The organism is Cardinium endosymbiont cBtQ1 of Bemisia tabaci (assembly GCF_000689375.1).
In the GTDB taxonomy this organism is placed as follows: Bacteria; Bacteroidota; Bacteroidia; order Cytophagales; family Amoebophilaceae; genus Cardinium.
In genome coordinates this window covers 455454-474836 of sequence record NZ_CBQZ010000001.1, presented here as the reverse complement: position 1 = coordinate 474836, position 19383 = coordinate 455454, and the positions used below count along the sequence as shown (strand labels likewise).

Annotated in this window: 19 protein-coding genes; 13 read left to right on the top strand and 6 right to left on the bottom strand. The window is 37.5% G+C overall.

Translation table 11 applies throughout. The features are described from left to right. Window positions 1–12: 12 nt before the first annotated feature. The 3 genes from CHV_RS02130 (at window position 13) to hflX (ending at window position 3789) form a co-directional block, all read left to right on the top strand. A complete protein-coding gene (locus CHV_RS02130) occupies window positions 13–726 on the top strand; it encodes a pseudouridine synthase (RefSeq protein ID WP_034576813.1) in 714 nt (237 codons plus the stop codon). Window positions 727–955: 229 nt separating this feature from the next. Continuing rightward, on the top strand, window positions 956–2509 hold the full coding sequence (gpmI, locus tag CHV_RS02125; RefSeq protein ID WP_034576811.1) for a 2,3-bisphosphoglycerate-independent phosphoglycerate mutase: 1554 nt from the start codon (window positions 956–958) through the stop codon (window positions 2507–2509). Further along, window positions 2506–3789 carry a GTPase HflX gene (gene hflX / locus CHV_RS02120; protein WP_420888355.1) on the top strand — a complete coding sequence of 428 codons (1284 nt, stop codon included), beginning with the start codon at window positions 2506–2508 and terminating at the stop codon, window positions 3787–3789. The genes gpmI and hflX overlap by 4 nt, the downstream gene beginning before the upstream one ends. A gap of 109 nt (window positions 3790–3898) precedes the next feature. Here hflX and prfA read toward each other — a convergent pair whose 3' ends face one another. From prfA to CHV_RS02090, 6 genes are all read right to left on the bottom strand, one after another. Beyond that, window positions 3899–4990 carry a peptide chain release factor 1 gene (prfA, locus tag CHV_RS02115; protein WP_034576810.1) on the bottom strand — a complete coding sequence of 364 codons (1092 nt, stop codon included), beginning with the start codon at window positions 4988–4990 and terminating at the stop codon, window positions 3899–3901. Between the two features lie 256 nt (window positions 4991–5246). Beyond that, the gene (rplT, locus tag CHV_RS02110; protein ID WP_034576808.1) at window positions 5247–5591 is read right to left on the bottom strand and encodes a 50S ribosomal protein L20; all 345 of its coding nucleotides are present in this window, start codon (window positions 5589–5591) and stop codon (window positions 5247–5249) included. An 86-nt stretch (window positions 5592–5677) separates the two neighbouring features. Further along, window positions 5678–5878, bottom strand: coding sequence for a 50S ribosomal protein L35 (rpmI, locus tag CHV_RS02105; RefSeq protein WP_034576807.1), 201 nt, complete (start codon window positions 5876–5878; stop codon window positions 5678–5680). 217 nt (window positions 5879–6095) lie between these two features. Next, window positions 6096–6623, bottom strand: a complete 528-nt coding sequence (gene infC, locus CHV_RS02100; RefSeq protein WP_034576805.1) for a translation initiation factor IF-3 — start codon at window positions 6621–6623, stop codon at window positions 6096–6098. 162 nt (window positions 6624–6785) lie between these two features. After that, window positions 6786–7964 carry a prolipoprotein diacylglyceryl transferase gene (locus CHV_RS02095; protein ID WP_034576804.1) on the bottom strand — a complete coding sequence of 393 codons (1179 nt, stop codon included), beginning with the start codon at window positions 7962–7964 and terminating at the stop codon, window positions 6786–6788. A 155-nt stretch (window positions 7965–8119) separates the two neighbouring features. Next, entirely contained in the window at window positions 8120–9613 is a 1494-nt protein-coding gene (locus CHV_RS02090; protein WP_084303096.1) for a leucyl aminopeptidase, read from the bottom strand. Window positions 9614–10318: 705 nt separating this feature from the next. On the opposite strand from CHV_RS02090, the gene greA reads away from it, so the two are divergent. From greA to CHV_RS02040, 10 genes are all read left to right on the top strand, one after another. Then, a complete protein-coding gene (greA, locus tag CHV_RS02085) occupies window positions 10319–10789 on the top strand; it encodes a transcription elongation factor GreA (RefSeq protein ID WP_034576803.1) in 471 nt (156 codons plus the stop codon). A gap of 87 nt (window positions 10790–10876) precedes the next feature. Further along, window positions 10877–11221, top strand: a complete 345-nt coding sequence (locus tag CHV_RS02080) for a 4Fe-4S binding protein (RefSeq protein ID WP_034576801.1) — start codon at window positions 10877–10879, stop codon at window positions 11219–11221. A gap of 49 nt (window positions 11222–11270) precedes the next feature. After that, a complete protein-coding gene (locus tag CHV_RS02075; protein WP_034576799.1) occupies window positions 11271–11576 on the top strand; it encodes a DUF3276 family protein in 306 nt (101 codons plus the stop codon). A gap of 78 nt (window positions 11577–11654) precedes the next feature. Then, window positions 11655–12752 (top strand): redox-regulated ATPase YchF, encoded by a 1098-nt coding sequence (ychF, locus tag CHV_RS02070; protein ID WP_034576798.1) that lies wholly within the window; start codon window positions 11655–11657, stop codon window positions 12750–12752. A 245-nt stretch (window positions 12753–12997) separates the two neighbouring features. Continuing rightward, on the top strand, window positions 12998–13639 hold the full coding sequence (locus tag CHV_RS02065) for a CPBP family intramembrane glutamic endopeptidase (RefSeq protein ID WP_223245665.1): 642 nt from the start codon (window positions 12998–13000) through the stop codon (window positions 13637–13639). A 191-nt stretch (window positions 13640–13830) separates the two neighbouring features. Continuing rightward, window positions 13831–14928, top strand: coding sequence for a dual-specificity RNA methyltransferase RlmN (gene rlmN, locus CHV_RS02060; RefSeq protein WP_034576795.1), 1098 nt, complete (start codon window positions 13831–13833; stop codon window positions 14926–14928). Window positions 14929–15050: 122 nt separating this feature from the next. Next, window positions 15051–16334, top strand: a complete 1284-nt coding sequence (locus CHV_RS02055; RefSeq protein WP_034576794.1) for a malic enzyme-like NAD(P)-binding protein — start codon at window positions 15051–15053, stop codon at window positions 16332–16334. Between the two features lie 36 nt (window positions 16335–16370). Continuing rightward, window positions 16371–18770 carry a phenylalanine--tRNA ligase subunit beta gene (pheT, locus tag CHV_RS02050; RefSeq protein ID WP_034576793.1) on the top strand — a complete coding sequence of 800 codons (2400 nt, stop codon included), beginning with the start codon at window positions 16371–16373 and terminating at the stop codon, window positions 18768–18770. Further along, window positions 18751–19038 (top strand): hypothetical protein, encoded by a 288-nt coding sequence (locus CHV_RS02045; protein ID WP_034576791.1) that lies wholly within the window; start codon window positions 18751–18753, stop codon window positions 19036–19038. Before pheT ends, CHV_RS02045 begins: the two co-directional genes overlap by 20 nt. Window positions 19039–19042: 4 nt before the next feature. Continuing rightward, window positions 19043–19330, top strand: coding sequence for a cell division protein ZapA (locus CHV_RS02040; RefSeq protein ID WP_034577093.1), 288 nt, complete (start codon window positions 19043–19045; stop codon window positions 19328–19330). Window positions 19331–19383 lie beyond the last annotated feature (53 nt).

Genomic DNA, 19383 nt, shown 5'->3' with positions numbered 1-19383 from the left:
AGCTCTTCTGCAGTGTCTTTAATACGGTTAAACAAATTTATTAGTAATGCTGGTCTTTGTGCAAGAAGGGAGGCAGATCAACGCATTAGCTCAGGTGATATAACGGTCAATGGTGCAGTTGTACAAACATTAGGTATAAAAATACCAATTGATGCAACAGTTGCTTACAAAGGTATTCCTTTGCGTCCAGAAAAACTAAAGTATATACTTTTGAATAAACCAAGGGAATATGTGACTACACTACAAGATCCTGAAGGTCGAAAGACAGTTTTAGATCTGATTAGTAAACGGTATTGTACCGAACGCATTTATCCCGTTGGTCGGCTAGATTATGATACTACAGGGCTACTACTCCTAACCAATGACGGAGATTTGGCCTGTAAGTTGTCACATCCTGCCAGTAAAGTTAAGAAGCTCTATCATGTAGTATTGAATAGGGCGATACAAATTGAAGATTTACGTGCGGTTCAACAAGGCCTTGTACTAGAAGATGGCTTAGTAAAAGTAGATCAAGTCTCTATAGTAGAAGCAGATCCAACTCAAATAGGTATAGCCATTCATATGGGTAAAAATCGCATTATTAGAAGAATTTTTAGCCATTTGGGTTATGTAGTCGACCAATTGGATAGGGTAGGTTATGCCCATCTTACGAAACAACATATACCTCGTGGCAAGTGGATCTTTTTGCAGGATAAAGAGGTGTTTAAACTTAAAAGTTTGGTATAGATAGTCACTTGTTGTAAAGTCTAGCGCTATAAATGGACTATGTTCATGTTATTTTTAGTCTTTCTATATAGGTGCGTTAGAATAGTTGCATGTTGCCACCTTAGTTGTATGCTATTGTTTTGTCATAATCTACAGTGGCATGCTATCCAATCCTGTACGGTTCAATAGAAATATTTTCACCTAGACGAAAGCCTCTCTTCATAAAACGGTTTCGTTTTTTTCTAGCTCTATGCGCACATTTAAACCACCCAAACCCATTATATTATTGATACTTGATGGTTGGGGCTATTCAACAGAAGTTCGTTACAATGCTATTGCAGGTGCGAAAACGCCCTGTTGGGATTATTTAATGGAGAACTATCCCCATACATTATTGGATGCGTCTGGTGCTTCTGTAGGCCTACCAGAAGGTCAGGTAGGCAATTCCGAAGTGGGTCATTTGACCATTGGCACAGGTCGTGTCCTAGACCAAGATTTGACACGTTTGAATAAAGCGATTGAAACAGGAGATTTTTTTACCAACAAAGTATTTTTGTCTGCCTTAACTAAGGCAAATAATAGTGGCGCATCTGTTCATATAGTAGGACTTTTATCACCTGGTGGGGTCCACAGCCATGAAAAACATATATACGCTTTGTTAGCGTTGTGTGGGAAAATAGCTGTGCAAAACTGCTATATTCATGTTATGCTAGATGGACGCGATACACCACCTATTAGTGGCGTAACTTCCATTCAACATTTGGAAATGCAATGTAAACAAATAGGAATAGGCCAAATTGTTTCCCTTATGGGCCGATATTATGGAATGGATCGAGACCATCGTTGGGAACGTACAGAAGCTGCTTATAATTGTATCGTAACAGGTCAAGCTCCCTATCATGCTGTAACCCCTTTACAGGGTTTAGAAGCAGCTTATGCCCGGGGTGAAACAGATGAATTTATACAGCCTACTTGTATTGGTCCATCAGATAGGCCACCTACAACGATTGATTCGGGAGATATTGTTTTTTTTATGAATTTTCGATCAGACCGTGTAAGGCAACTGAGTCGTGCTTTAATCGATCCTAATTTTTCAAACTTTACCCGTACGATTTATCCTGATTTAGGTGATTTCGTTTCATTAACCAGATACGCAGCTGGTATTCCCAGTCGTATAGCTTTTCCCCCTTTATCTATACAAAATGGCTTAGGGGCTTGTCTGGCGCAAGCCGGTTTAACGCAGTTGCGTATAGCAGAAACAGAAAAATATGCCCATGTGACTTTCTTTTTTAATGGAGGCGTTGAACAGCCTTTTCCCAATGAAAGCCGTCTACTTATTCCTTCTAAAAAGGTAGCTACTTATGATCTAGTGCCTGAGATGCGTATGGTAGAAATTACCGATCAAATGGTTCGAGCCATTGAACAAAAGGCTTATGATGTGATTATTTGTAACTTTGCAAGTCCTGATATGTTGGGTCATACAGGTAATCAATTGGCTACAGAAGCGGGTATTACGATTGTTGATGAATCTCTTGCTAAAATTATTGCTGCATTAAAGCAGCAAGGGGGTGAAGCGCTTATTACAGCTGATCATGGTAATGCAGAATGTATGTATGATCTCAAAATACAACAGCCCCATACTGCCCACACCATCGCACCGGTTCCATTGATTTACGTTGGTCAGCCAGCTAAACTAGCTAGCGCTGGCACATTAGCCGATGTAGCGCCAACCTTGTTGTCCTTATTAGGCTTATCGCCATCTAAAGAAATGAGTGGAAAAAATTTACTTCAACCGGTTGTGTGAAGCAGACACAGCAGTACCATTGCTATAATGGTATATTGTTTTTTTATAAATCATCTAGTCATTATATGTACACAGATAGGTCTAATCCATCTAACCTAGTAGTCAATGAGAGCGCCCAAACAGCCATTTTAATAGCGCTCGTTACATTCCATCAGCCTCTAGCCAAAACAGAATCATACCTTACAGAATTGGCTTTTTTGGCAGGTACTTCGGGATTAAAAATTGTTAAAAATTTTATGCAAAGGTTAGACCGTCCAAATGGTGCTACTTTTGTAGGTAAAGGTAAAGTAAAAGAAATAGCAGCTTTTATAAAAATAGAAAAGGTTAAGTGCGCTATTTTTGATGATGAGCTTACGCCGTCACAAGTGCGCAATCTAGAAAAATTACTAGCTTGTCAGATATTAGATAGAAGTTTGTTGATCTTCAATATATTTTCCATGCGTGCCCAAACCAAACAAGCTAGAACACAAGTTGCATTGGCATACCATCAATATTTATTACCAAGGCTTACCAGAATGTGGACCCACCTTACCAATCAGAAAGGGGGTAGTGCAGGTATGCGTGGCCCTGGCGAAAAAGAATTAGAGACGGATAAAAGAATGATTCAATATAAAATCACCCAGCTGCGTAAAGAATTAGCCACTATTGCACAACAATGTACTACCAGACGCAAGGCACGTATTGATTTGGTTCGGGTGGCATTGGTAGGGTATACAAATGTAGGAAAATCTACTTTAATGAAACTATTGTCTAAGTCAGATGTTTTGACCGACGATAAATTATTTGCTACAGTGGATGCTACTGTACGTAAAGTAGTATTAAATCAGAACTTTTTTTTACTAACTGATACAGTCGGATTTATTCGTAAACTGCCCCATACCCTAGTGGAGTGTTTTAAGTCTACATTAGAAGAAATTAAAGAGGCCGATTTGCTGTTGCATATAGTAGATGGATCACATGATGGTTTTCAAGAGCAAATACATATAGTTGATCAAACCTTAACAGAAATAGGTGCAGCACATCTACCAAGAATTTTAGTATTCAATAAGATTGATATGATGGACCAAAGTAAGAAAGTTATACCAAGGGTTACACAAGCAATGAATAAACCAGCTGCTTTCAGAACAGGACTATATAGTGATACTGTTAGTGGTTATCCTGCCGTTTTTATATCTGCCACCAAACAGCTACATATAGATCTTTTAAAAGCAACGATCACAAAAGAAATAACCCAAATTCAAGCAAAAAAATATATAAAAGCTAGTAAAATAGGGCAATAAGCTTGGCGTAATAGCAAACATCCGTACTAAATTTGACACAAAAACCCCAATTTAAGCCTTTTTTGAAACAAAGGCGACAGATCCAATCAACTACAGATGCAAGAGAGCATTACGAAGTAGATGAAAGGCTTGTCTCTGTTCCTGCTTGTAATTTTTCTGCATGATCTGCCACACGCAAGGCTTTGATCATATCCAGTATAGCGCCATCTAATATAGCCGTTAAGTTATGTTCAGTATAGCCAATCCGGTGGTCTGTTGCACGGGCTTGAGGGAAGTTATAGGTTCTGATTTTATCTCCTCTTTCTCCATGTTTGACCATAGACCTTCGTTCTATACCAATAGCTTCCTGTTGCTTTTTAACTTCCATATCATAGAGGCGAGAACGCAATACCTTTAAGGCTTTTTCATAATTTTTAATTTGGGATTTACCATCTTGACAGGATACCACAAGTCCAGTAGGTATATGGGTGAGGCGAACGGCTGAATAGGTAGTGTTTACTGATTGACCACCTGGACCAGAAGAACAAAAAGTATCCTTCCGTATGTCATTTAAATCTAAATGAATTTCGACTTCTCCTGCTTCTGGCAATACCACTACACTAGCTGCTGAAGTATGTATACGGCCTTGTGTTTCCGTAGCAGGCACCCGTTGCACACGATGTACGCCAGATTCATATTTCATAAGGCCATATACATCTTCACCAGCTATGGTACAGACAATCTCTTTCCAGCCACCAGCGGTACATTCTATGGTATATACAGTGGAAAAATTCCATTTCATTTTTTCAGCAAAACGTTTGTACATTCGAAAAAGATCGCCTGTAAAAATGGCCGCTTCATCTCCACCAATACCGGCTCGAATTTCTAAAACAATGTTTCTACTGTCATTTGGATCACTTGGCGTAAGTGCCTCACACAATTGGCTTTCTAAATGGACTTTTTTGTCTAGAGCAGCGGTTAATTCTTGTTTGGCAATTTCACGAAATTCTTCTTCTTTTTCAATATTTAATACTTCTTTTGCTTCTTTTAGATTTTCCAATACCTGTTCATAGTGGTTGTATAAATCGACAATTTTGGATAGCTTACTATATTCTTTATTTAGTGCTGCATAGGCTTTTATATCATTTAAGGCCTCTGGTTGATAAATGGCCGTTTCTACTTGAAGAAACCGCTTTTTGATGGATTTTAATTTTTCAATCATATGATCCTGATAGATGGCAAATCCAAATATAGCTTATAGTACTCGGTTAAAATATTTTATGCGCTATCCGTTTAGCTGCGTGGGTATGTTACAAAAAAACAAAAAAATGTATTAAATAAGCTCCCTTGGAGAGGGATACTTGATAGAAGCTTTCTCTGACCTAATCAGCGATAAATGGTATTAAATAAAAATCTGTAGATCATTTAACAAGTTTGCTTTACCAATGGCTTGGCAATAAACTTTGTTGTACTAAGCTTTAACCTACTTTTTGCACAATAGCCTCAAATGCACTTGGATGGTTCATAGCTAAGTCAGCCAATATTTTTCTATTTATATCCATATTACTTTGCTTAAGCTTACCCATAAACTGGCCATAAGCCATGCCATGTAAACGAACTGCTGCGTTGATGCGCTGTATCCATAAACTTCTTATGGTTCTTTTTTTTGTTTTTCGATCTCTGTAAGCATATAAGAGTCCTTTTTCAACCGCGTTTTTGGCTACGGTCCAAACATTTTTTCTTTTGCCCCAATAACCCTTTGCTAATTTTAATACCCGCTTTTTACGTGCTTTTGAGGCTACCGAGTTAACTGATCTTGGCATGTGTACACTCTAATTTAGAAGTTGATAGTATCTATAAAACTACAGGACCGTAGATACTGTAGTGGCGGTATAAAGGTAGAAACAGATTAAATGACTAGCAGTTTGCGAATGGTTGGTGTATTCGCTTCATGCACGAGCGCACTATGGGTAAGCTGCCTTTTTTGCTTGGTGCTTTTAATTTTTTTTGCCAAGCAATGGTTCTTAAAAGCATGCTTCCGCTTGATCTTACCTGTACCGGTTACTTGAAACCTTTTTTTTGAACCAGAATGTGTTTTAACTTTTGGCATATCTTTCGTTATAACAGAGGTTTAATGGCTTAGTGATGGTAAATCATCTATCCGCTTGTGATTTTCTACTAATGGCTTAGCTATCTGGCTGAGGCGCTTATAGCACTGGTCGCATACTTATAGCATAAACAGGTTAGCTTCTCTAAGCTTATTTCTATACAATCCTCAAATATAGTAAAAAAGATGTAAATAGAAGGAAGATTTTATAAAAATAAGCTTATTTTTTATGTACTAGGGGCGTTATGGTTAGACTCATTTTTTTCCCTTCTAGTTTAGGAAGTTGTTCTACCTTTCCATAAGCTTCTAACCCTTGTGAAAACCTAAGTAAGATTAATTCACCTCTTTCTTTAAACATAATTTCCCTTCCTACAAATTTAACACAAACTTTTACTTTAGCACCAGCTTTTAAGAAGTTAATGGCATGCCTTAACTTAAAATCAAAGTCATGATCGCTGGTATTAGGACCAAAACGGATCTCTTTTATGACAACTTTTTGGGCATTATTTTTTATTTCTTTGTGCTTTCTTTTTTGCAAGTACTTAAACTTAGCATAATCCATTACTTTACAAACAGGGCAATCACTTCCTTTTGCAATTTCTACTAAGTCAAGCGCTTGGGCTGCTGCAATGGCTAAAGCTTCGCGGATGCTATAGACACCAGCAGTGACGTTATCCCCAACCAAACGAACTTCTGATGCAGTGATGCGTTCGTTTACGTTGAGCGTTTCTTTTATTGTATTTTTCAAATGGCCAAGTATTGATTATAGTCTGTTCTACACAATTTGTTTAATTGCAGTAGCATTTTTTACTCAGTAGCATTTTTTACTATGGGATACTACATAATATACAAATATCTAAACAAGTTTTCAATAAATCAAATCAAATCCATGGATACTTTTGTGGTTATTTTAGCTTACATTTTTTGGGATCCTCTTGGGACGGAATATCAAAAATAATCCTACAATAATCCACGGTACGCTAAGCCATTGTCCCATGTTAAGCCACATATTGTTTTCAAATGCAACTTGATTTTCTTTATAAAATTCGTTCAAAAAACGGAGTGAAAAAGCGACTACTGCAAAAGATCCAAAAAGACGACCAGGTACTAATGTTTGACCCTTTTTATACCACCATAAGAATAGTATCATAAATACCAAAAAGTAGGAACATGCTTCATAAAGCTGTGCGGGGTGTCTTGGAATGGCCCAGGTGTATACACTGGCTTGATAGCTTCCATTTTGTTTTTGTAGCGTGTAAGATAGGGGACTGCCATAGGGTTCATATATATGCGATGGTGGATTAAAATAAGCCATTTGGATCAACTCATTTTTTAAAGCCTTTTGCAGGAAATTTTTAATCAGGATTTCATCTGTGATGGTCTGTTTAAATGTAATGGCTAATTCAATAGGTGGGTAGTTGCCTTTTATAGGTAGTCTGTTTGCAGTGGTTGCTTTACGTATCACTAAATTTTGAATGGTAGAGCCATACTTCTTGCATAGATGGTCATGCAAATCTCTGACAAATATTACGCCATAGTTGGATCCAGTGGGTTGGCCAATAATTTCAGAATTCATAAAATTACCTATTCGTATAATGGAACATCCCAAAGCACCTAAAATCACCAAATGATCTGCTAGCCATAAAAAAGTTACAGTGGACCGACGGTTTTTTAAATGGATGCGAAGAGGAAAAAGCGAAATGGTAATCCGTTTTACATATAGAAAAACAGCAAATATAATGCCAATAGCAGCCCCGTGACTTGCCAAACCTCTAAAACCTGTTATTGCAAATTTTGGGGAAAAGGTAACAGGCAAAAATATTTCTAATAGGTGGTGTTGATAGTAGTCCCATTCATAAAAAATAACATGGCCTAAACGGGCCCCAAATAGTACGGCTAAAGCAATATAATTGGGAAGTGCTTCAGCTTCTGCGCTGTCTTTTCCAGCTTTGGCAAACATATAATGTAAAATAGGTATGCCTGCCAAGACAGCGGTACCAAAAAGTAGATTATACCAACGAAGGGTTAAAAATCCTTTTGTAAACAGTACTGGAGATAGATCCCATATAATGGCGTTGGAAATAAGCATGATAGGTTAAATAAAGTTAATAAGATTGGGTAAAAATAGGCTTGCTAATATAGTATAGGGCCCAAATGCCTTGAATAGGTAACAAACAAAGCGTAATACGCATACAATCCATTTTGGCCATTCAGGGCTAAAAATATGGACCCTATCGACAAAACCTAACTATTTAAAATCCAATCTACTAGTAGACGTACCCCAAAGCCTGTAGCACCTGCATGATGGTAGGCCCATGCTTTTTCAGTCCAGACTGTACCGGCGATATCTAGGTGTGCCCAAGCTGTTTTTTTAACAAATTGTTTTAAAAATAGAGCTGCTGTAATAGATCCTCCCCCTGGTTTTTTGCCTGCATTGCACATATCTGCAATAATAGAATGCATATATTCAAAATAACCGTCTTCTAGTGGCATTTGCCAAATTTTTTCACCTGTTCTTGGAGCAGCAGCCATCAGGCTGTTGACCAATGGTTGATCGCTGCCAAATATACCTGCCATACGTGTACCGAGTGCAACGACCATAGCGCCTGTTAAAGTAGCTAAGTCTACAATCGCATCTACTCCAAGCCTTTCTGCATAAACCAATGCATCTGCTAGGGTAAGTCTTCCTTCTGCATCTGTATTATCTATTTCAATGGTTTTACCATTAGAAGCAGTTACGATATCTCCAGGCTTGGTGGCATTCCCATTAATCATATTTTCTGTAGCAGCAACAATAAAGTGGATCTCTTTATTGGGTTGGATTGCACCAATAACATCTGCTGTGCCAAGCACTGCTGCAGCACCGGCCATATCATATTTCATTAATTCAATCTGCGAATTCCCTATCTTTAAGTTGAGCCCACCGGCATCAAAGGTGACACCTTTGCCTATAAGGGCAATTTTTTGGAAACGAGATCGGGTATCAAATGATTTAGGTTTATAAGAGAGATGAATAAATTTGGGTGGTGCGCTAGAGCCTTGTGTAACGGAAAGATAAGCCCCCATACCTAAGCGTTGGCAATCCTCTTTTTCTAGTATATTGATATCGAAGTGATGCCTTTGAGCTAATCCAATGGCCGTTTCAGCCAAAGTGGAAGGAGTAACATGATTGGCAGGAGCGTTTACCAAGTCTTTTGCTAGATTAACGCCTCTTACAATTTTTTTTGCTAATTCAATGGTTGAGTCATCTGATATGCTATTTAGAAAGTAGACCTTTTTCAGATAGGTAGTTTTGGTATCCTGCTGGGATTTAAAACGTTCGTCTACATAAGCGGCCAATAAGATGCCTTCAGAAAAAGCTTTTAAATGCATCTTATCAGTGCGTAGTGTGGTAAAATCGACGATTACAGATGGACTATGCAGCTTGATACATGCACTATAGACCATGGCTGCGGCTTGTCGAATGGATTCATCATTAATGGCTTCCTGTTTTCCTAACCCAATCAATATTACTTTACCTACGGTATGAAAACAGTTCGCTGTAGCCATTTCCCCTTGTTTGGCTGTAAATTTAGATTCTTTTATCAAGGGTGCGATCATATCATGGTAAAAAGGCTCATGGACCAGATGAGCCGTATCAGCCGAAGTGCCATTGTTTTCAAAAATACCAAACGCATAACAGTTTTGTGCTACTTGTGATGGTTGGCTACTCAAAAATTCAAATTCAGGATAGTGCATAGTAGTTACTTTAAGTAGTTGCTTGCACATAAATGGGTTGTGCTTTGTGACCTATGGGGGTAGGAGATTAAATTTTCCTACGACCTTTTAAATATACACAATATAATTAAACAACAGACGCGCGCTCGGTCTGTTGTTGATTTTGTATAGTTCTTTCTCTTGTCTTAAATTTTGGATATAATGCAGCCATCATAGATGCGACACAACCATTAATTTTATTCTTTTATTTTTTATATTAGCGCTTTGGCCATGCCAACGGCAAACATCTATATTGTACGGCTTGCCAACCAAATTAATTTTACAATATTACTAATTGCTACCAAGTAGGCAAAAATACTCTTAATTGCTTGTGCTAATGTTTATATGGATAACAATAAAAAATTTGATAAAACCTGACTGCATAATTTTTGTAACTACTCATTAAGATGAAAGGTAATATCAAAGCAATTGGAAAATTTTTGGCAGTGCTCCTTGCCTTACTCGCTGTAGGTATGCATTGGGGCGTTGTAGTCATACCCATCCTTGCTGGGTATAAATTTAACATGTTATGCATTGCCTTTCTATTCTTATTTTTATCCATAGTTCTTTGATAAATAAGCAGTACTAGCATGCATTTATTAAACATACTAGAAATAGTGATTTTTTAAAGCAATCGAACGATTTGCATTGTAAAAAATAAGTAGAACCATAAAATATAGAACCTCCATGACCTATTACACAGAAGAAGGACTAGAGCGCATGAAGAAAGAGCTGATTTGGTTAAAAAGCGAAGGGCGCATTCAAGTAGCCAATGACTTGGCAGAAGCTCATAAAAAAGGAGATCTAAGTGAAAATGCGGAATATGATGCTGCTAGAGATGCACAAGGATTATTAGAAGCAAAGATTGCTGCTTTAGAAACTTTGGTGGCTAATGCTAGAGTACTACAAGCAGACGAAATTGACTTATCTCGGGTTTCTATTCTCTCTAAAACACGGGTTAGGAATAAAAAAACAGGTACAGAATCTGTTTTTATGCTCGTCTCTCAAGGAGAAGCTGACCTAAAGCAGGGTAAGATTTCTGTTGAATCCCCTATGGGAAAAGGACTATTAGGTAAAAAGGTATCTCAGACTGCTCAAATCGATACGCCCTCTGGTATCATTGAATTAGAAATTTTAAAAATCGGCTTAGACCTTTAAAATTATTTACCCAAATCTTACATTAAGAATTTGCTGCAATCTTTTATTTCTATTAATTTAGCAACCATATAAAATAGTTTTAGAAATATGGCTTTACGGATAACAGAAGCATGTATTAATTGTGGTGCATGTGCAGTTGAGTGCCCTAATACCGCAATATATGAGGGTGGAGCAGATTGGCAATGGGCTGAGGGTACGCAGTTGAAAACAGTGGAGGTAGGCGGAGCATTATTGGATGCAACTACGCCACAACCACCCTACACAGATGATGTGTTTTATATTGTTACAGATAAATGTACAGAGTGCGTTGGTTTTCATGAAACACCGCAATGTGCAGCAGTTTGCCCAGTAGACTGTTGCGTATTAGATCTAGATCATCCAGAAACGAAAGAAAGATTGCTAGAAAAAAAGAAATTTCTACATGGGTGTTAAAAAGTGTCGCCAGAGCCAAGCTATATAATATATATAAATTAACTATACAGTGGAATTACACAGAGGATTAGATGAGGTTTATTCCAAAAGGGTAAATGCAGGAAAAAGAGTTTATTTTTTTGATATAAAGTCAACCAGAAGCAAAGACTATTATCTTACCATCACAGAAAGTAAGAAAAGAACAGAAAGCGATGGCATGGCTTACGAAAGGCATAAAATTTTTTTATATAAAGAAGATATAAATAAATTTATTCGTGCGCTTAATGAAGTAGTTGATCACCTTAAAACTACGCTAATGGCGGACTATGCATTCGATCAATTTGATCGAAATACAGAGCAAAACCCAAACAAATAAGCTACTTAGATCAAATTAAAACATATTTAGGATGGTTGCAGCTGTCCTATTAAAGTTTTTGATTTTATACATTTACTTATGGCTTTAAAATGTGGACTTGTTGGGTTGCCGAATGTAGGCAAATCTATGTTATTTAATGGTTTATCAAATGGGAATGCAGCTTCTGCCAATTTCCCTTTTTGCACCATAGAACCTAATCTAGGTATGGTAATTGTGCCAGATCCACGTATAGCACTCCTTGCTACATTAGCAAACGCTAAAAATAGTATACCTGCTGTTATAGAGTTTGTAGACATAGCTGGATTAGTAAAGGATGCCCATCAAGGCGAAGGTTTGGGTAATAAATTCCTTAGCCATATTCGTGAAGTAGATGCAATTGTACATGTAATCAGGTGTTTTGAAGATAAAGATGTATTACATATAGCTGGTGGTGTAGATCCTGTTTTTGACAAACAAATTATAGACCATGAACTGCGCTGTAAGGATATCGATAGCTTAACCAAAAGGTTAAATAAAATGGAGCAATGTGCTAAACATATACCAAAGGCTTCACAAGATGGTTATAAGCTATTGAACCTATTTTTAACAGCACTTAAACAAGGCCGTAATGCACGAGACATTATCGTAACAGCAGCAGACCAGTCATTGATTGATGATTGGCAACTACTTACGTCAAAACCTGTTATTTACTTTGCCAATGTAGATGAGGCTACCATACTTGGGAAGAAGAACCCTCACTTGTCTGCCCTACAAGAGGTTATTAATGAGGAAAGTAGTAAGATGATTGTGGGCTCAACTGCATTAGAAATACAACTTAACGCATTAAGTGGTGAGGAAAAAGATTTTGTATTACAAACATACAACCTTAAAACATCTGCATTAGATACGCTGATTCAATCGACCTATTCGTTGCTTGAGCTTATCACTTATTTTACAGTAGGTCCACAAGAAGTACGGGCATGGACCATTCAAAATGGTACGAAAGCACCTCAAGCAGCAGGGGTGATTCATACAGATTTTCAACGTGGATTTATTAAAGCAGAGGTTATTGCTTTTGAGGATTATCAAATCTATAAAAATGTACATGGCTCTCGTGAAGCGGGAAAGCTACGCATAGAAGGTAAAGATTATATAGTACAGGATGGTGATGTAATGCTTTTTCGTTTTAATGTGTAGGTGGGCTAAATGGCATATATCAAATGAACGCTACCTACCGTCTTCTAATCTGTACCATATTGGTAGCTTTGTTTTCTAAGCAAAAAAAATTTACTTACTTATGGATAACCGCTACAAATTTAGTAGCCTGGTACCAAGGTGTAATAAATAGCATCGCTATCTTTTTTTTAGCGCTATTTATCTCTATTGGCTACATATATTTGAACTTTCCACTAAATAAGTGGACAAGTATTTTATTACGTACTATGTTATGTATATTTATATTGGCTATTGCATTCCATGGTGTTCCAGGCTTTGTTAATATACCCGCGATCCATCCAACAAACTTATCTGCATTATCCGCTCCTTTTTCAATGGATCTAAACTTTGATCAGCCTATGGTTATGCTAATGGTGTATTGTATGAGTGATCTATCTACTTTAGAGACAGGTAATCACCTAAGCTGTTGGCAGCTGATAAAGCATACCGTTGTTCCCTATATATGGTCTATTCCGTTTATTTTTATACCTGGTTATCTAAGTGGCTTTATATTATTTGATCCTTACCTGACCAATATACTCTGGATATGGATCATCCATAATTTTTTTTTAGTTTGTATGGCAGAAGAGGTATTTTTTCGTGGTTGCTTACAAAGAGCTATCCAGAATGGGTTAACCTGTTACGGAGTCCACAATGGACTATGGGCTGTTATACTCACTTCGTTCCTATTTGGCATAGTACATTTTAAAGGAGGATTTATATATATGGGACTCGCAGCTATAGCTGGTTTTGTGTATGGATATGTGTATTACAAAACAGGTAAAGTAGTATGCGCGATGATCGTCCATTTTGGTGTAAATCTACTGCACTTTTTACTGTTTACCTATCCCATGGCAATGGCTAAATAAGATTGCTTTTTCTAAGGATACAAAGCCTAACGATGGATTTGGCCGTTTAACGCTAGTGTTTATCCGATGCATGTATGATATTTTGCATAAAATATTTCCAAACCATTAAAATGTTTTCTAATGCTTATTTTCTGATTATATAGCATAACTAATATGCTATATAATTTTAATACTTTATTTTAACCAATTTTATGTCAGCACCTTTAAGCAGCTGTTTGCCCAAGCCATCTATCCATAATTTAACTGAAAAAGAATTGATGCTTTGGTTGACAGAACAGGGTGAAAAACCTTTCCGTAGTGGCCAAATTTGGAAATGGATCTACCAAAAACGGGTCAATAGCTTTGGTGCAATGAGTGACTTAAGTATAGCCACTCGATCGCTGCTGGATAACCACTTTTCATTGACCTCCATAGTAGAAGATAAGATTCAATATGCTAAGGATGGAACGATTAAATGTTTACTGAAACTGCATGATGGCCATTTAATTGAAACCGTTTTAATGGAACATAGCTATGGGCTATCCATTTGTGTTACCACACAAGTGGGTTGTAATATTGGTTGTACATTTTGTGCCAGTGGTCTCCTACCCAAAAAAAGAGATTTAACAGCAGGCGAAATAGTAGCGCAATTGCTCCATATGCAAAAAAAGTTGGATACAGCGCCTGGGCAAAAAAGAATTAGCCATATCGTCGTCATGGGTATTGGAGAACCATTCGATAATTATGATCATCTTTTGCGTTTTATACATATTGTCAACCATGCGAAAGGTCTTGCTATTGGTGCACGACATATTACGGTTTCTACCAGTGGACTAGATCGGAAAATAAAAACTTTTGCAGATGAAGGTCTACAAGTGAATCTTGCCCTTTCTTTGCATGCAGCCAACAATATACTACGTACACAGATTATGCGGCTCAATAAAGCCATTCCCATAGAAAAACTTATGGAAGCGATAGATTACTACTTGGAAAAAACAAATAGGCGTGTAACGTTTGAATACATTCTATTAAAAGATGTGAATGACTCAGAATCATGTGCTTTTGAGTTATCCAATTTAATTTTGGCACGCAAGCAACGCCACTTGATTCATGTAAATCTTATTCCTTATAACCCAGTAAATGAATTAGTCCATTACAAACGTAGTCTGCCCAAAACCATTTATCATTTTATTTCTACCCTGCGTGCACAGGGCATTTATGCAATCGTGCGTGGAGAACATGGTACAGATATTGACGCCGCTTGTGGACAATTACGGAGTAAACAACTACAGTACAAAACAAGCCATTAATTCATGTAGCAACTTTTAGTATAAATAATTTAAAAATGGTAACTTGATAGGTCTGCTACTGATTAGCAATCAAATATTTATATTAATATGTCCAAGATTTTTTACCTAAATATCGAAATATTATGAATAAAACATCTGTTACTAAGGAACAAATTTTAGCCTATCATGCGCAATTTCCTGCTGGTAAAATAGGTACCTGTGTTACCAAATCCCTTCATACACCCCGTGATATCATTACAGCTTATACACCTGGTGTGGGTATAATTTGCGAAGAAATTGCTTCCTGTAGTGAACGTATTTACCAATATACCAATAAAGCCAACTTGGTAGGTGTGCTATCGAATGGTACAGCTGTATTAGGTTATGGACATATGGGACCTTTAGCTGCTAAACCAATTATGGAAGCAAAGGCAATGATTTTAAAAAGGTTTGCTGGCGTGGATGCCTTTGATGTGGAAATTGATGCAACTGATCCTGAGGAAGTAATACGGATTATTAAAGCATTGGCGCCTACTTTTGGTGCCATTAACCTAGAAGATATTAAAGCACCTGAATGCTTCCAGATTGAAGCATCTTTAATAGATCAATTGGATATACCGATTATGCATGATGACCAACATGCTACGGCTATTGTGGTAGCTGCTGCTTTATTAAATGCTTTATTAATTGCAAATAAAGCTATTACAGAGGTACAAATCGTTTTTAGTGGAGCTGGTGCAGGAGCCATTGCAACGGCAAAACTTTTGATTGCTTTAGGCGCCAATCCAGCGCAGATTATTATGTGTGATAGAAAAGGAGTGATTCGTCAGGATAGTGATACACTTAATCCTATTAAAGCAGCCTTTGCTACAGACCGCCCCGTGCATACCTTACATGATGCAGTAGTCGGAGCAGATGTTTTTATAGGACTCTCTTCTGGGAACATATTAATGAGCCAAAGTGTAGAGCGAATGGCTAAGGATCCTATTATTTTTGGGTTAGCCAATCCTTTACCAGAAATTTCTTACCGGGATGCTGTGGCTACTAGACCAGATGTTATCTTTGCCACAGGACGTAGCGATTTCCCGAACCAAGTAAATAACTTAATCGCTTTTCCTTACATTTTTAGAGGTGCCTTAGATGTAGGTGCTTCTGCTATTAATGGAGCCATGCAACAAGCTGCTGTACAAGCTATTCAAAAATTGGCACAAGAAGAAGTACCCGTTGGTATTCGTAAATACTATGGTGAAACCATCCATTTTGGTAAAGCATACATACTCCCCAAACCGATGGATACCCGTTTGCTTTCTACTGTTTCTATAGCTGTTGCACGCGCTGCTATGGATTCTGGCATAGCTAGACATCCTATTAATGATTGGGATGCTTATGCAGCCCAATTATTAAAACGCGTAGATCACCCAAACTAAAGGCAAGCTATTGATAGACCTGTTTATTTTTGCACTATGAAGATATCACTAAATTGGCTAAGGTCTTATATAAATTTTTCATTAAACGCTTTAGAATTGGCCCCCCTTTTAACCCAAAGGGGGCTAGAAGTAGCGCACATACACCCTACCATTAAGGGTGGTTTAGATGGGCTTATAATAGGTGAAGTGCGATCCTGTCTACCCCATCCTAATGCAGATAGATTACAGCAAACTTTAGTGGATATTGGATCAGATAGGCCGTGCACTATTGTTTGTGGTGCCCCTAATGTAGAAGCTGGGCAGAAGGTAGTGGTTGCACCAGTCGGTAGTACCATTTACAATTATGTAGACCAAACCCCTTTTCAAATTAAAAAAGTTAAAATTAGAGGAGTCTGGTCTGAGGGAATGATTTGTTCAGAAGATGAGATTGGCATCGGACCAGCACATGGTGGCATTATAGTATTATCCACTATGTTACCTGCTGGAACACCGGCCAAAGATTACTTTAAAGATCTACTAGATGAAATTTTAGAAATCGAAATTACACCCAATAGAGCAGATGCTTGCTCACACCTAGGTATAGCCAGAGAGCTAAAAGCTATTTTACACCTTCCTACGACACTTCCTTCCATAGAGGCTTTTCATACGGTGCGATCTGATCGGCCATTAAAAATAGACCATATAGATCCTATACTATGTTCACGTTATACAGGACTCTTGCTTAAGCATAATGCTATTCAACCCTCTCCCGAATGGCTTCGGGCTAGATTATTGGGCATTGGTGTAAAACCGATTAATAATGTAGTAGATGTAACCAACTTTGTATTGCATGAATTGGGACAACCCTTACATGCTTTTGATTATGATACCATTATCGGTCAGTCTCTGATGGTGCAGCTATGTCCTCCAGGTACTTTATTTACAGGATTAGATGGAATAACCAGGACACTGGCTGGTCATGAACCAATGATTTGCGATGAAGCGGGTCCTATAGCAATGGCTGGGATTATGGGTGGATACAATACACGTATTACAGAAACCACCCAACATATTTTTATAGAAAGTGCTTATTTTCATCCAACTGCTATACGTTGCGCAGCGCAACACCATCATATTAAAACGGATGCTTCTTTTCGATTTGAACGTGGAACAGACCCTAATCTTCCCCTTTATGCACTAAAAAGAGCAGTGCTATTGTTACAAGAACTGGTCCCGTCTGTAGAAGCATGTGACGTAGTAGAATATTATCCAAGTCCATTGGCACATTTTAATATTCCTATTGCTTATGCAGATATTACGCGATGTCTGGGTAAAGCAATTGAGCCAACTACCATTAAACAAATTATAACAGACTTAGAAATAGCTGTTGAAGCAGAAACTGAGCAAGGGTTTACTGCAAAAGTACCACCTTACAGAGTAGATGTAACTAGAAAAGCTGATCTAATTGAAGAAATTGCACGAATATATGGCTATGACCGGATCCCTAACCATTTAACTGCTGCTTATTTCGCTCCTGAAAGTACAATAGATAAGACCCATAAGGTGGCAGAAGAAACTAGTAAAATGTTGGTAGCCAATGGGTATTATGAAATATGTACCAATTCTTTAACCAAAGAAGCCTATACAAGTATAAGCGCTACAAAAAAAATAATCTCTATTCTTAATCCACTGAGTGCGTCTATCAATACATTACGGTCTAGTTTGCTCTTTAGTGGACTAGAAGTGATTGCCTATAATCTTGCACGCCGTCACCACGATTTAAAACTATTTGAATTGGGTACCATTTATCACCAAGATGGCAGATCATATAATGAAGAAAAAAGATTAGCCCTTTGGTTGACTGGTGAAATAGAGCTGGTAAATCAGATAAGCCAGAGAAGTCCTATAACGTTACAAAATGTTCGGGCTACTATAGAGCAACTTGTCCAAAAGTTGGGTATTATAGATGTATCGTATAAAGCTGTTACCCATCCATTCTATACACAGGGCGTTGAAGTCGTAGACAGCGGTAAATTAGTGGCAACTTTTGGCCAGGTTCATCCATCTATTACAAATTATTTTTCGTTGGAGCAACCTGTTTTCTTTGCAGATATTTGTTGGAATCAATTGTTAAAAATTAGTAGACTACATAAAATTTATCAACCTATTTCTAAATTTCCTGCCGTTAAAAGAGACCTATCGTTGATAGTAGATAATGGAGTTTGTTTCCAAGACATAAAAGATTTAATTTTAAGGAAGGGGCATAAAAACATTCAATCCATCCGTCTTTTTGATGTCTACAAAGGCCCAAATTTACCAGAAAATAAAAGCGCTTATGCCATTACTTTTACGCTTCAGGATATTGAAAAAACACTAAATGACAAAACTATTGATCAAATTATGGATCAACTGATGCAAACTTTTGAAAGTGAACTCCATGTCATTATTAGAAGATAATTCATCTAAAGAGGATCACCTCATCATAGCACGATTTGAAAAAACAGTTGCAAAGCTATTACAAGTCCATGCAAACTACCAAAAAAAAATTCTAGATTTAACAGAGGAAAATCAAATATTAAAGTCTTCACTAGAAGCGTCAAAAAGAAACCCTAGTGGACCTACAGCAAACCATCATTCCCTTCGATTGGGTCATCATTTAGTCCATCAGATTAATCAGTATATTAAAGAGATAGATCTCTGTTTGGCCTATTTTGAACAAGTCTAATACCATGGAATCACTTTCTATAAAAATTAAAATCAGTGACCGAATCTATCCTATGAAGGTACAACCAGAAGATGAAACCTTTGTAAGAAGGGCCGGTAGCATCTTAGGAGAACGGATTAGAGGATATCAGAAAAAACTTGGCATTCAGGATCAGCAAGACCTGTTAGCTATGGTGGCATTTGATTGCCTAGTAGCCTATTTAAAAGTGCAAGAAGCCGCTGGTACAAAAACCAATGAGCTGATACAAAAAATAGAATGTTGGAACGATTCTATTGAAAAAGCATTACAGTAGATAGATCGGTTCTGTTGAGCCTGTAAATCATTTTGTCTATAGTAGCCTGAAAA